This window comes from Burkholderia sp. BCC0506 (genome assembly GCF_902833145.1).
Lineage (GTDB): Bacteria > Pseudomonadota > Gammaproteobacteria > Burkholderiales > Burkholderiaceae > Burkholderia.
Genome location: NZ_CADFEN010000011.1, coordinates 194,576 through 208,120, shown reverse-complemented (window position 1 = coordinate 208,120; position 13,545 = coordinate 194,576). Strand labels below are relative to the sequence as shown.

The following is a 13,545-nucleotide window of genomic DNA, read 5'->3' as shown; positions in this document are numbered from 1 at the left end:
CGCGACGCATGCCGGCGAGCACGGGCGCGCCGGCCCCGCCCGCATCATTCGAGCCACACGCCGTCGAACCGGTGCCCGCCAAGCGGCGAGAACGTCAGCCCGTGCACGCGCCTGGAGATCGGCAGCGACACGATCGACGTCGCGATCGGCGTGAACGGCACCTGGTCCTTGAACACCACCTGCGCCTGCTCGTACAGCGCCGTGCGCTTCGCGACGTCCGCATTCGAGCGCGCCGCCGTCACGAGCCGCTCGAAGTCCTGGTTGCACCACTTCGCGAGATTGCTGCCGTGCACCGCCTCGCAGCCGAGCAGCGTGCCGAGCCAGTTGTCGGGATCGCCGTTGTCGCCCGACCAGCCGTACAGGATCGCATCGTGCTGGCCGTCGTGCTTCGCGCGACGGTTGTATTCGCCCCATTCGTAGCTGACGATCTTCGCGCGCACGCCGATCTTCGCCCAGTCCTGCTGGATCAGTTGCGCCATCAGCTGCGCGTTCGGGTTGTACGGACGCTGCACGGGCATCGCCCACAGCGTCAGGTCGAAGCCGTTCGGGAAGCCGGCCTGCGCGAGCAGCGCCTTCGCGGCGGCCGGATCGCGCGGGGCGTCCTTCAGGCGCGGGTTGTACGACCATTGCGCGGGCGGCATCGGGTTCGTCGCGATCGTCGCATCGCCGTTGAACACGGTCTTGATGATCGCCGCCTTGTCGATCGCGATGTCGAGCGCGCGCCGCACGTCGACGCGATCGAGCGGCGGATGCTGCGTGTTGTACGCGACGAAGCCGACGTTGAAGCCCGTCCCCGAAAACAGCGTCAGCTTCGGGTCGCGCCGCACCGTCTCGAGATCGGCCGGCCGCGGAAACACCGACACCTGGCACTCGCCGGCCACGAGCTTCTGCAAGCGCGCGGCCGGATCGGGCGTGATCGCGAACACGAGGTGCGCGAGCTTCACGTCGTCCGGCTTCCAGTAGTCGGGATTCGCGTCGTAGCGGATCAGCGCATCCTTCTGGTACGTGCGCAGCAGGAACGGCCCCGTCCCGACCGGGAACTGGTTGATGTCCGACTCGCGATGGCGCGCGGCGAGCTGCCCCGCATATTCGGCCGACAGCACCGACGCGAACGCCATCGCGAGATTGCGCACGAACACGACGTCGGGCGACTTCAGCACGAAGCGCACCGTATAGTCGTCGACCTTCTCGATGCGCTCGATGTTGCGGTCGAAGCCGAGATCGCCGAAATACGGGAAGCTGACCGGATAGGCCTTGCGAAACGGATCGTCCGGATCGAGCATCCGGCGGAACGTGAACACGACGTCGTCGGCCTGGAACGGCCGCGTCGGCTTGAACCACGCGGTGGTCTGGAATTTCACGCCGCGCCGCAGGTGGAACGTGATCGTGCGCTGATCGGGCGACACGTCCCAGCTCGTCGCGAGCGACGGTACGAGATCGAGCGTGCCGCGCTTGAACTGCACGAGCCCGTTGTAGATCGTGTACGTGCTCGCATCGAAATCGGTGCTCGTCGTGTGCTGGCCGGGATCGAACCCGGCCGGGCTGCCTTCGCTGCAGTACACCAGTGTGTTGCCCGTGGGCGCCGCGAACGCGTGCGTCGCGGCGCCGGCCAGCAGCAGCGACGCGGCGATGCGGCGCAGCGCGGCGCCGGCGTGCGATACGCCGCGCATCCGGCGCGCGGCTGACGAAACGAAAGGATTCTTCATGGTGGCGGAGGGAAGAAAAGGGATGTCGTGCGAATGCCGACCGCCGATCTTCGCGCGCCACGCGCCGATCGCTTACCAATTAATTCCGCGTTGCTTATCGTCGCGAATGCATCCCGCTGCCGCTGCATGGGAATGTCCATCCGAGCGTCGCAGGCATGCTCGCGCACCCCACCGCGATGCCCTGCCCCGGCGGCATCCGGCAGCGCCATTCGCTCACGGCTGCGGGCGCCCTTCCGTCCCCCTGCAACTTCCGCGGAATGGGTGCATCGTAGCGGTTGGCCGACGCCGGCACCGGCGCGCGGGAATCCGCCCGGCGCGCACGGGCCGGCACGGCGCGTCCGTGCGCGCCGCCCTTTCTGGAGGACCCACGAATGTCGATGAACCCCGATACGCCCTCTCGTCCGGTGAAGTCGCCGGGCCCCGATCATCCGATCCTGATCGAACCGCATTCGTCCCGCGTGACCGTGAAGGTGGCCGACAAGGTCGTCGCCGATACGCGCCATGCGCTGGTGCTGCGCGAGGCCAGCTATCCGGCCGTGCTGTACATTCCGCGCGAGGATGCCGACATGTCGCTGCTCGAACGCACCGACCACGCGACCTACTGCCCGTACAAGGGCGATTGCGCGTACTACTCGATCCCCGCCGGCGGCGAACGCTCGATCAATGCCGTATGGACGTACGAGCATCCGAATCCGGCCGTCGAGTCGATTCGCGGGCACCTCGCGTTCTATCCGGACCGCGTCGATTCGATCGAGGAAAGCCTGCTCGTCACCGAGTGAGCGCGGCGGCGCCCTGCCGCGTCGTCGTTCACGTATCGTCCGGCCGGTGATTTGCATATGCGGATTCATTGGTTGGCCGTCGTCCCAGGCTGGCCGTATCGTCTCGAATCCGGCGCGGGCCGGCCGCGCGCGCATCGCCCGCCACCGGCCGCATCCCGTGCCGATCGCGCGATGCCCGCGCGATCCGCGAACCCGCCAGCAGGACGCCTCGATGAACGACACACCGCACGCAGACCTTGAAACGACCCCGGTCGACCCGCGCCGCCGCCAGTGGCTGCAAGGCGCGGCCGTCGGGCTGGCCGGCCTCGCGCTCGGGCCGCTCGCGGCCGGCCCCGCGCGTGCCGACGCCGACGGCACGCGGCTGCGCATCGGCTTCCAGAAATACGGCAACTTCGTCGTGCTCAAGGCGCGCGGCACGCTCGAGAAGCGTCTCGCGAGCCAGGGCGTCACCGTGCAATGGCTCGAATTCCCGGCCGGCCCGCAACTGCTCGAAGGGCTGAACGCCGGCGCGATCGACGTCGGCACCGTCGGCGAAACGCCGCCGATCTTCGCGCAGGCCGCCGGCGTCGATTTCGTGTACATCGGCAACGAACCGCCCGCGCCGCGGGGCGAGGCGATCGTCGTGCTGCCCGACTCGCCGATCCGCACCGTCGCGCAACTGCGCGGCAAGAAGGTCGCGTTCAACAAGGGCTCGAACGTCCACTACCTGCTGGTGAAGGCGCTCGAACACGCGGGCCTCACGTATGCCGACATCCAGCCGATCTACCTGACGCCGGCCGACGCGCGCGCCGCGTTCGTGCAGCGCAGCGTCGATGCGTGGGTGATCTGGGATCCCTATCTGGCCGCCGCCGAACGGCAGCTCGGCGCACGCGTGGTCGCGAACGGCGACGGGCTTGTACGCAACACGCAGTACTACCTCGCGGCGCGCAAGTACGCGGCCGCGCACCCGCAGGTGCTGCGCGCGCTGCTCGACGAAGTCGACGCGGTCGACCGCTGGGCGCGCGATCACGTGCCCGACGTGGCCGCGCAACTGTCGCCGCTCGTCGGCCTCGACGCGCCGACGCTCGAAGTCGCGCTCAAGCGCGCCGGCTACGGCGTGCAGCCGATCACCGATGCGACGGTCGCGTATCAGCAGAGCATCGCCGACGCGTTCAGCACGCTGAAGCTGATCCCCGGCAAGCTGTCGGTCGCCAGCGCGCGCTGACGCGTCACGACGCGGATGCCGCGCCGATGCGCCGCCATTCGTCGTAATCGGTGACGAGGCCTGCGTCGTCGGTTCCGATATCCGCCGCATACGTGCCGCTCTCGTAGCGGTACACGTGCGGCGCGGTGCGCGTATAGCGCTGCTCGCCGCGCACGATCGCGAGATCCGGAAAGCGCAGCCACGCGGTACGAATCTCCGCGGACTCGCCGACGGCGAGCGCCAGCCGCCGGATCGGCAGCGTATTGGTCGACGGACTGAAGCCGAGATCGATGTCGGTCGCGCCCGCGAGCGCCGGGACATCGACGCCGTCGATCGTCCACCGCCCCGCATCGCAGGCGATGTCCCATTGCCGTGGCGGCGCCGTGCCGGTCCACTGCGTCACGCGTGCCGAGCGCGTGAGCCAGTCGGCGCCGCATGCGATCGCGTAATCGATACGAAACGGCGCGCCGTCGATCGCGCCCGCCACCGAGCCCGACAGGTCGATGCCCGATTGCGATTCGACGAGCCGGCACCATTCGGCCGCCTGCCACGTCTGCACGATCTGCCAGGCGACACAGTGCATCCGTCGGCTGTCATTGCGTTGCGTCATTCGTACCTCCTGTCGGTCGCGCGGAAGGAAGCCGATTTTCGCTCACGGCGCCGGCAAACGCACGCGGCTTCGACGGCACCAAGCGCGTATGGCGCCGATAGCCAATATCGGCCCGACGCACACCATCGCGTCGATACGGCTTTGGTACCATCGGTCGATCGGTCATCCTCGAACAGCAAGATACAAGGCGCGACTCCATGGATTTGTTGGCGACGATGCGCATCTACGTCAGGGTCGTGGAGCGCGGCACGATGTCCGGCGCGGCGCGGGATCTCGACATGGGTCAGCCGGCCGTCAGCGAGCGCATCGAGAAACTCGAAAGGCATCTCGGCACGCGGCTGCTGATGCGCAGCGCGCGCACCCTCGCGTGCACGGAGGAAGGCCGCCTCTTCTACGAACACAGCAAGGCGCTGCTCGAAGCGGCCGACATGGCCGTCGCGTCGGTCTCGAAGCCGGAGAATGCGCTCGACGGCGCGATCCGGCTCGCGGCGCCGCAATGTTTCGGCGAAGTCGTGATGCCGGGCGTGCTGATGCAGATCCGTACCGCGTATCCGAAACTGCACGTCGACCTGGTGCTGAACGACGAGATCGTCGACCCGGTCACCGAGGGCGTCGACGTTTCGATCCGGGTCGGCCAGCTCCGCGACGGCGGGTTCGTCGCGTACGCGCTCGGCGCGGTCGGCCGCGTGCTCGTCGCCTCGCCGTCGTATCTCGACCGGCACGGCCCGATCGACACGCAGGCCGATCTCGCGAACCATCCGTTCGTCCGCGTGAAAGGCGTGTTCGCGAACGAACAGGTACCGCTGCAGCGCGACGGCGGCGCGGTCGAATACGCGCGCATCCGCACGGTCATCACGACTAGCCACTGGCGGCCGATGTTCGACACGATCGCGGCGGGCGGCGGCATCGGCGTGGTCCAGCACCCGGCTTGCGCCGATGCGCTCGCGCACGGCCGGCTCGTGCGCCTGTTGCCGCGCTACGACGTGCCCGACTTCGCGCTCAACGTGCTGGTGCACGCACAGCGGCCGCTGCCGCCGCGCGTGCGGGCCGTCGTCGATCTGCTGAAACGGGAAATCCCGCCGCGGCTGACGCCGCGCGGGCGTTGACCGTCACACCTGCAGCGACTTCCCCGGCTCCTTCACGTGCGCGTCGACTTCCATCTGGTAGAAGCGCGCGCTGACGAAGCCGAACAGCGTCCAGCCGAGGAACACGCACAGGCCGCCGAGCATCAGCGCCTGCTCGCCCGAGCTGAACAACGCATAGAAGCTGTACGCGGTCGCGACCATCGCGATCGCGTTCGTCACCAGCGCCTTGGCCGGCGGCACCTTCGCGACCTTCTGGATCGTGATCAGCGCGGCCATCGACATCACGTAAGGCACGAGGTTCGTGACGACCGCGAGATCGACGATTTTCTGGAACTGGCTGCTCAGCTCCGGGCTGATCGTCATCAGCGCGAGCGCGACCTGGGCGACCAGCAGGATCACCATGCCGACGATCGGCGTGCCGGTGCGCGTCGCGCGTCCGAACACCGGCAGGAAGTAGCCGACGTCCGCCGAGCTCTTGAACACCTGCGCGACCGTGAACTGCCAGCCGAGCAGCGAGCCGATGCACGCAATCACCATCAGCGCGGTGACGATCGTGCCGACGGCCGGCGTGAACATCGTCGCGAACGCGATGCCGAACGGCGCGTTCGACTGCGCGAGAATCGCATTCGGCACGATCCCCGCGATCACGTTGGTGGACACGATGTAGAAGATCGCCGACGCGATCGTGCCGCCGAGCACGGCGATCGGCACGTTGCGCTCCGGGTTCTCGACGGCGTCCGAGTTCGCGCACGCCGATTCGAGCCCGAGGAACGCCCACAGCGTCACCGCGATCGAGCTGCCGACGGCCGTCCCGAACGGCAGGTCGTGCGGATTCCACGCGGCGCCCCAGGTCGCGCCGCTGAACCAGAACCAGCCGATCAGCGACACGACGACGACCGGAACGATCACGCCCCACACCGTCACCGCGCCGATCCGGCCGGTGATGCGCGAGCCGCCGAAGTTCGCGACCGTCGTCAGCACCAGCAGGAAGATCGTCCACAGGCCCGTCTGCAGCGGCGACAGCGTCGCGCCGAACAGCACGGTGCCGTAGCCGACCGCCGTGACGCCGATCGCGACGTTGGCGATCACGAGCGACAGCCCGTACGTGTAGTTCGCCATGTAATTGCCGGCCTTGCCGAACGCGTACTCCGCGTAGCCGCCCATCCCGCCCGGCTTGCGGCTCAGCATCCCGCAGCGCGCGAATGCATAGGCCAGCGCGAGCGAGCCGCCCGCCGTGACGATCCACGACAGCAGCGAGATCGTGCCGACCTGCGCGAGCTTCGCCGGCAGCAGGATGATGCCGGAGCCCATCATGTTGACCGCCGTGAGAATGGTGAGCTGCCAGACGTTCATCCGGTGCTTCTGCGCGGCCGCCGGGGCCGCGTCGGATACGCGTGCTGCGTTGTCCATGATGTCGATCCTTCGATGTGAGGCCGCCGCGCGGCCGGTCGCTCGTTCGCCTGATCAGGCTTCGGGCTTCGGGCTTCAGGCCGTCAGGCAGTACACGCGGTACGTGCCGTCCTCGACCTCCACGCCGTGCGTGTCGTGCGCGAACCCCGGGAAACGCCGGTCGTACGCCTCGAGCGCCTTCAGATAGCCGAGCACCGGACCGCCGGCCGGCCCCGCGTTCTCGCCCGGCATCAGCAGCGGAATACCCGGCGGATACGGCACGACGCCGGTGGCCACCGTGCGCCCGGCCAGCTCGTCGAGCGTGACCTGCTCGACGCGGCCCTGCACGAGATGCTCGTACGCGCGCACCGGGCTCATCTCCGGCTTCGGCAGGATCGAGAACGCGTCCGACATCAGGCGCGTCGTGCCGAGCTGCTCCATCGCCGCGAACATCGTGTCGGCCAGATCCTTCAGCCCCATGCCCGCATAGCGCGCGCCATGCGCCTTCGCGAGCGACGGAATCGCGATGTCGAGCGGCAGGTTCGCATCGTAGTCGCGCTTGAAATCGCACAACGCGCTGACGAGCGAGCCCCACTTGCCTTTCGTGATGCCGATCGAGAACAGGAACAGGATCGTGAAATCGGTCGTCTTCTCGACGACGATGCCGCGCGCATCGAGATACGCGGTGACGACGCTCGCCGGGATGCCGACCGGCATCAGGCCGCCGGCCGGCGCCACGCCCGGCGTGACGATCGACACCTTGATCGGATCGAGCATGCAGTAGCCGTCCTCGAGATTGCCGAAGCCGTGCCATTGCGCGCCGGGGCGCAGCACCCAGCACGCCGGGTCGCTCGCGAGCAGTTCGGGCGGCGCTTCGTGGAACGGCAGCGTGCGGCCCGTGCGCGCCTCGAGCACGGTGTCGGGTTGCCAGCATTCGAAGAACCAGTCGCCCTTCGCGGCGAATTCGCCGTTCATCCGGGCGATCATCTGCCGGAACGCGACGGCCTCCTCGATCGATTCGCGCGTCAGCGCGGCGCCGCCGGGGCCGTCCATCATCGCGGCCGCGACGTCGTTCGACGCGATGATCGCGTAGTTCGGCGACGTCGACGCATGCATCATGAACGTTTCGTTGAACTGGCCATGCGGAATCGGGCTGCGGCCGTCGCGCACGTGGATGTACGACGCCTGCGACAGCGCGGTCAGCAGCTTGTGCGTCGACTGCGTCGCGAACACCGTCGGCCGGTCCTTGTGGTGATCGCGCGGATCGCCGTGCATCGCATGGCGGTCGCGGTAGATCGGATTGAAACGCGCGTAGCCGTACCACGCTTCGTCGAAGTGCAGCCGGTCGACGCTTGCGCCGAGCAGCTCCTCCACGCGCGTCACGTTGTAGCAGAGGCCGTCGTACGTCGAGTTCGTGACGATTGCGTGTTTCGGCTGGCGGTCCGCCAGCCCCGCCGCGAGCGGGTTCGATGCGATCGCCTCGCGGATCGCCGTCTGCGTGAGGCGCTCCGGTGCGATCGGCCCGATGATCCCGTAGCGGTTGCGCGTCGGCACGAGGTAGGTCGGGATCGCGCCCGACATCGTCATCGCGTGCTCGGCCGACTTGTGGCAGTTGCGGTCGCACAGCGCGATCTGGTCGCGGCTCACGCTCGCCATCAGGATGATGCGGTTCGACGTCGACGAGCCGTTCGTCACGTGATACGTGCGATGCGCGCCGAACACGCGCGCCGCATAGCGCTCGCTTTCGCCGATCGGCCCCGAGTGATCGAGCAGCGAGCCGAGCTCGCCCACCGAGATCGACAGGTCCGAGCGGAACAGCGATTCGCCGAAGTATTCGAAGAACGCGCGGCCGACCGGCGATTTCAGGAAGCCGGTGCCGCCGGTGTGACCCGGCGTATGCCACGAGTATTCGTAGACGCGCGAGAACTTCGCGAGCGCGCCGAACATCGGCGGCAGGACCGTCGAGCGATAGCGTTCGATCGCCGCGTGGATGCGTCCGCCGATGAAGTCGGCCGTATCCTCGAGCAGCCATACGAAATCGTCGACCTTGCCCATCACCGCGGCCGGCACCGTCGACGCGACGCTGCGATCGGCCAGCAGGAAGATCGGCACGCCGCCGTTGCGATGCCGGATCGCATCGACCACCGCCTCGGACGGCCCATGGCCGTCCACGCCGAGATCCCAGTCGAGCAGCACGCACTGGATCGACGGGTCGGAGCGGATCAGCACGATCGCATCGTCGGCGGACGTGGCCGTCAACACGTCGATACCGCGTTGCGCGAGCTCCGCGCTCAGCGTGCGGACCGCGCGCCCGGTCGCGGTTTCCTGCGCGATTTCGTCGTCGACCAGTAGCGCACGCATGCCGAGACGACGAATGCCGCCGACGGAAGTGTTCATGGTGTTTCCCCTCGCTGTTGCGTTGCTTCGATTGGTATCGTTCGTCTCACGAGCACGCGGACAACAAGTCGCGGGCAGCGGCATGAGACGCTCGCCCTTCCGGCTCGATTGGCCATGCAATTCGGAGCCGACTATGCCATGGATACCTTTCCCTGAAAAGCTGACGTTTCGGTGAAACCATCGGCGCCTTTCGAATCGGATTTCGTCATTGGATCATTTTTGTGTGCGCCGCAGCACGCCCATTCCCGATTATTTGATCGTGCTCATGCGGTAATGGCATGACCGATTCGGTTCGATTGAATTCGCGTGCCTTTGTTGCTAGGATCGGCTGCGCCGGGCACGGCCCGATCGCGGCAGCGCCGCGCCGCGCAAGGTTTCCCGCCAGGCTTTCCGATGCGGTGCGCAATCGGTATTCAGCGTCCGGCATTCGCGGAACCGTTTTCAATCGGCTGCAGCGCGTGTCGGGTCAACATGACGCACCGGCATGAATGCGGCTCCCGTTTCAGGTCATTTACCGGAGAGTTCGCGTGAGCCTGTTGAAAATCGCAGTCGAGCCGGCGCTGATCGGCGCCTTCCTCACCACGCATGAACAGGTCGACGTATTTCAGACCGATTTCACGAATATCGCGGCAATCGTCGTCGGCATCGATGCCGCGGAAAAGGTGCTGAAAACCGTCGAGAGAACCGGTTTCGCGATTCCATTCTTCGTCGCGGTCGAGCCCGACCAGGAAGTGCCGCCGTCGGTGCTGCCGAGCGCGAGCGGCGTGATCCAGCTGCGGCACGGCGGCCGCCATTACCACGGCCGGCAGATTTCCGCCGCCGCCGACATCTACAGCGAGAACCTGCTGCCGCCGTTCTTCAAGGTCATGCGCGACTACGTGCAGCGCGGCTACGTCGAATTCGACTGCCCGGGCCACCAGGGCGGCCAGTTTTTCTCGAACCATCCGCTCGGCCGGATGTTCTTCGATTTCTTCGGCGAGACGCTGTTTCGCGCGGACCTCTGCAACGCGGACGTCCGGCTCGGCGACCTGCTGATCCACGAAGGGCCCGCGCTGGAAGCGCAGCGCAACGCCGCGCGGATCTACAACGCGGACAAGACCTACTTCGTGCTGAACGGCACGTCGACCTCGAACAAGGTCGTCACGAGCGCGCTGCTCGCGCCCGACGATCTCGTGCTGTTCGACCGCAACAATCACAAGTCGGTGCACCTCGGCGCGCTCGTGCTGTCCGGCGCACGGCCGGTCTACCTCGAGACCGCGCGCAACGCGTGGGGCCTGATCGGCGGCGTCGACAGCGCGGCGCTCGGCGAGGCGCGCATTCGCGACGCGATCCGCGACGTCGCGCCCGAGCGCGCCGACCTGCCGCGCCCGTTCCGGCTCGCGGTGATCCAGCTCGGCACCTACGACGGCACGATCTACAACGCGCGCGAAATCGTCGACCGGATCGGGCATCTGTGCGACTACATCCTGTTCGATTCGGCGTGGGTCGGCTACGAGCAGTTCATCCCGATGATGCAGGACTGCTCACCGTTGATGCTGACGCTCGGCCCCGACGATCCCGGCATCTTCGTCACGCAGTCGGTGCACAAGCAGCAGGCCGGCTTCTCGCAGACGTCGCAGATCCACAAGAAGGACAGCCACATCGAAGGCCAGAAGCGCTTCTGCGATCACCGGCGCTTCAACAACGCGTACATGATCCATGCGTCGACGAGCCCGTTCTACCCGATGTTCGCGGCGCTCGACGTCAACGCGCAGATGCATGCCGGCCCCGCCGGCAAGCGCCTGTGGCGCGACTGCGTCGCGCACGGCGTCGACGCGCGCAAGCTGCTGCTGAAAACCTGCCGCCAGATCCGCCCGTTCGTTCCGCAGCAGATCGACGGCCGCCCGTGGGCCGACCATCCGACCGAGCAGATCGTCGACGACCTGCGCTTCTTCCGCTTCCATCCGGCCGACACGTGGCACGGCTTCGAAGGCTATGCGGACGACCAGTATTTCGTCGATCCGTGCAAGCTGCTGCTGACCACGCCCGGCATCGATCGCGACACGCACGAATATGCGCCGTTCGGCGCGCCGGCGCCGATCCTCGCGCGCTACCTGCGCGAACACGGCGTCGTGCCGGAGAAGGCCGACCTGTACACGATCCTGTTCCTGCTCACGCCGTCGGAGAGCTTCGGCAAGCTGCAGCACCTGGTCGCGCACCTCGCGCAGTTCGAGCGCCATCTCGACCAGGACACGCCGCTGCGCGACGCGATTCCGTCGCTGTGCGAAGCGTATCCGGAGCTGTACGGCTCGATGCGCCTGCGGCAGCTGTGCCAGCGCATGCACGACTTCTACCGCAGCCACGACATGAAGCATCTGCAGAAACAGATGTTCCGGCGCGCGCGGTTCCCGAAGCAGGCAATGCTGCCGCAGGCCGCGAATACGGAGCTGATCCGCAACAACGTCGAGCTCGTCACGCTCGAGCGCATCGAAGGCCGGATCGCGACCGAAGGCGCGCTGCCCTATCCGCCCGGCATCTTCTGCGTGGTGCCCGGCGAAGTGTGGGGCGGCCCGGCGCTCGACTACTTCCGCGCGCTCGAAGCCGGAATCAACGCGCTGCCGGGCTTCGAGCCGGAAATCCAGGGCGTGTACCTGCAGACGAGGCCGGACGGCACGAAGCAGGCGTCGGCCTACGTGGTCGCGGCCGGCGCCGACGCGGCGCGCATGTGAGCACGGTGGGCGGTCGCGCCCGAACGCGCCGTCCTTCGCGTCACCAGGCCTGCCGGTAAATCGCCAGCGCGTCGGCCTCGGTCACCTCGCGCGGATTGTTCACGAGCAGGCGCGTCTGCAGCATCGCGTCCGACGCCATCCTCGGCAGGTCGGCCTCGCCGATGCCGACCTCGCGCAACGTGCGCGGAATGCCCGTCGCGACGATCAGCCGGTCGATCTCGGCGATCAGCGCATGCGTCTTCGCGTCGTCGCTGCCCGTGGCCGACGGCGCGACGATGGCCGCCAGTTCCGCATACAGCGGCGCGGCGGCCGGCGCATTGAAGCGCAGCACGTGCGGCAGCACGAGCGCATTCGACAACCCGTGCGGCACGTGGAAAATGCCGCCGACCGGATAGGCCAACGCGTGCACGGCCGCGACCGGCGCGTTCGCGAACGCCTGCCCCGCGAACATCGCGCCGACCAGCATCGCTTCGCGCGCGTGCCGGTTCCGCCCGTCGTCGCAGGCGGCCAGCAGGTTGCGCGTCAGCAGCGTCAGCGCGTGCGTGGCCAGCATGTCGGACACCGGATTCTTCAGGCGCGCCGACGTGTAGGCCTCGATCGCATGCACCATCGCGTCGATGCCGGTGGCGGCCGTCGCCGCGCGCGGCAGCCCGAGCGTGAGTTCCGCATCGAGGATCGCGACGTCCGCGAACAGGTGCGGCGACACGACCCCCATCTTGCGCGCGTCGCCGACCGTGACGATCGACACGGCCGTGACCTCGGAGCCCGTGCCGGCCGTGGTCGGCATCTGCACGAGCGGCAGCCGCGCGCTCGCGACCTTGTCGACGCCGTACATGTCGGTCAGCGCCTGCTGCCCCGGCGCCAGCACCGCGATCAGCTTCGCGACGTCCATCGACGAGCCGCCGCCCAGGCCGAGCACGATCTCGGCATCGGCCTCGACGGCCCGCGCGGTCGCGTCGAGCACCACGTGCTCGGGCGGATCGGCGATCACGTCGTCGATCACGGTGACCTGCCAGCCGTGCGCGGCGAGGCTCTCCAGCGCGGGCGCGAGCACGCCGCTGCGATGCAGGAACGCATCGGTGACGACGCACAGCCGCACGAGCGCCGGAAAGCGTTCGCGCAACAGCGTGCCGAGCCGGCGCGCGGCGCCGAATTCGACGATCTGCGTTGGAACGGTACGGAATTGAAACGGGTTCATCGGGCGCCTCCCGGTGGCGTCGCCGTGCCGGTGTCCGGCTGCACCATGTAGCGGATCACTTCTCGACGATCGAGCAGCGGAATGATCTCGCCGACACCGATCCGCTGGAAATGCGGCGTTTCCCGATGCGCGTCGAGGCCGTCGGCATCGCTGTAACGCTCGAGGATCACGATGTGGTCGGGGTGCTCCGGCGACCGGAAATACGCGTAGTCGAGGTTCTTCGGCTCGGCCCGCGTGGCCGGCGCGAGTTCGGCCAGCAGTTCGACCACGCGGTCGCCGTTGCCGGGCTTCGCGAAATAATGCGCGATCACTTGCAGATAGGGTTCGTTCATACATGCGCTCCATGTTCGACACGAGGCCGTCACGACGGGAACGCACACGATCCGCTACGAACCGGATGGATTCAAACGCGATGAGGCGGCACCGTATCACTGACGCGTCGTCGCATTGTATTGAATCGGCACGGCCTTTGCCGTGCCGCGAACGGGCC

The 13,545-nt window shown here is 67.7% G+C and carries 10 protein-coding genes; 4 read left to right on the top strand and 6 right to left on the bottom strand.

The window, feature by feature from the left end; translation table 11 throughout:
* Positions 1–44 precede the first annotated feature (44 nt).
* Positions 45–1,706, bottom strand: a complete 1,662-nt coding sequence (locus HWX62_RS24610) for an ABC transporter substrate-binding protein (RefSeq protein ID WP_175928192.1) — start codon at positions 1,704–1,706, stop codon at positions 45–47.
* Between the two features lie 371 nt (positions 1,707–2,077).
* On the opposite strand from HWX62_RS24610, the gene HWX62_RS24605 reads away from it, so the two are divergent.
* Both HWX62_RS24605 and HWX62_RS24600 read left to right on the top strand, forming a co-directional pair.
* Entirely contained in the window at positions 2,078–2,485 is a 408-nt protein-coding gene (locus HWX62_RS24605) for a DUF427 domain-containing protein (protein WP_175928191.1), read from the top strand.
* Positions 2,486–2,696: 211 nt separating this feature from the next.
* Positions 2,697–3,689 carry a sulfonate ABC transporter substrate-binding protein gene (locus HWX62_RS24600; RefSeq protein ID WP_175928190.1) on the top strand — a complete coding sequence of 331 codons (993 nt, stop codon included), beginning with the start codon at positions 2,697–2,699 and terminating at the stop codon, positions 3,687–3,689.
* Between the two features lie 4 nt (positions 3,690–3,693).
* Here HWX62_RS24600 and HWX62_RS24595 read toward each other — a convergent pair whose 3' ends face one another.
* Positions 3,694–4,278 carry a putative glycolipid-binding domain-containing protein gene (locus tag HWX62_RS24595; protein ID WP_175928189.1) on the bottom strand — a complete coding sequence of 195 codons (585 nt, stop codon included), beginning with the start codon at positions 4,276–4,278 and terminating at the stop codon, positions 3,694–3,696.
* A gap of 197 nt (positions 4,279–4,475) precedes the next feature.
* Here HWX62_RS24595 and HWX62_RS24590 point away from each other — a divergent pair, with 197 nt between their 5' ends.
* Entirely contained in the window at positions 4,476–5,384 is a 909-nt protein-coding gene (locus HWX62_RS24590; RefSeq protein ID WP_175928188.1) for a LysR family transcriptional regulator, read from the top strand.
* 3 nt (positions 5,385–5,387) lie between these two features.
* Here HWX62_RS24590 and potE read toward each other — a convergent pair whose 3' ends face one another.
* Together potE and HWX62_RS24580 are read right to left on the bottom strand one after the other, a co-directional pair.
* Complete coding sequence (gene potE / locus HWX62_RS24585; protein ID WP_175928187.1) at positions 5,388–6,773, bottom strand: putrescine-ornithine antiporter; 1,386 nt, start codon at positions 6,771–6,773, stop codon at positions 5,388–5,390.
* 75 nt (positions 6,774–6,848) lie between these two features.
* Positions 6,849–9,149, bottom strand: coding sequence for an Orn/Lys/Arg decarboxylase N-terminal domain-containing protein (locus HWX62_RS24580; protein ID WP_175928186.1), 2,301 nt, complete (start codon positions 9,147–9,149; stop codon positions 6,849–6,851).
* Between the two features lie 527 nt (positions 9,150–9,676).
* On the opposite strand from HWX62_RS24580, the gene HWX62_RS24575 reads away from it, so the two are divergent.
* Positions 9,677–11,857 (top strand): ornithine decarboxylase, encoded by a 2,181-nt coding sequence (locus tag HWX62_RS24575; protein ID WP_175928185.1) that lies wholly within the window; start codon positions 9,677–9,679, stop codon positions 11,855–11,857.
* Positions 11,858–11,897: 40 nt separating this feature from the next.
* Here HWX62_RS24575 and HWX62_RS24570 read toward each other — a convergent pair whose 3' ends face one another.
* Both HWX62_RS24570 and HWX62_RS24565 read right to left on the bottom strand, forming a co-directional pair.
* Complete coding sequence (locus HWX62_RS24570) at positions 11,898–13,055, bottom strand: iron-containing alcohol dehydrogenase (RefSeq protein WP_175928184.1); 1,158 nt, start codon at positions 13,053–13,055, stop codon at positions 11,898–11,900.
* Positions 13,052–13,387 carry a putative quinol monooxygenase gene (locus HWX62_RS24565; protein ID WP_175928183.1) on the bottom strand — a complete coding sequence of 112 codons (336 nt, stop codon included), beginning with the start codon at positions 13,385–13,387 and terminating at the stop codon, positions 13,052–13,054. Before HWX62_RS24565 ends, HWX62_RS24570 begins: the two co-directional genes overlap by 4 nt.
* Positions 13,388–13,545: the final 158 nt, after the last annotated feature.

Coding starts and splice junctions, on each gene's coding strand:
- HWX62_RS24570 (WP_175928184.1), bottom strand. CDS start 13,055: ATGAACCCGTTTCAATTCCGTACCGTTCCAACGCAGATCGTCGAATTC.
- HWX62_RS24595 (WP_175928189.1), bottom strand. CDS start 4,278: ATGACGCAACGCAATGACAGCCGACGGATGCACTGTGTCGCCTGGCAG.
- HWX62_RS24565 (WP_175928183.1), bottom strand. CDS start 13,387: ATGAACGAACCCTATCTGCAAGTGATCGCGCATTATTTCGCGAAGCCC.
- HWX62_RS24600 (WP_175928190.1), top strand. CDS start 2,697: ATGAACGACACACCGCACGCAGACCTTGAAACGACCCCGGTCGACCCG.
- potE (WP_175928187.1), bottom strand. CDS start 6,773: ATGGACAACGCAGCACGCGTATCCGACGCGGCCCCGGCGGCCGCGCAG.
- HWX62_RS24580 (WP_175928186.1), bottom strand. CDS start 9,149: ATGAACACTTCCGTCGGCGGCATTCGTCGTCTCGGCATGCGTGCGCTA.
- HWX62_RS24610 (WP_175928192.1), bottom strand. CDS start 1,706: ATGAAGAATCCTTTCGTTTCGTCAGCCGCGCGCCGGATGCGCGGCGTA.
- HWX62_RS24605 (WP_175928191.1), top strand. CDS start 2,078: ATGTCGATGAACCCCGATACGCCCTCTCGTCCGGTGAAGTCGCCGGGC.
- HWX62_RS24590 (WP_175928188.1), top strand. CDS start 4,476: ATGGATTTGTTGGCGACGATGCGCATCTACGTCAGGGTCGTGGAGCGC.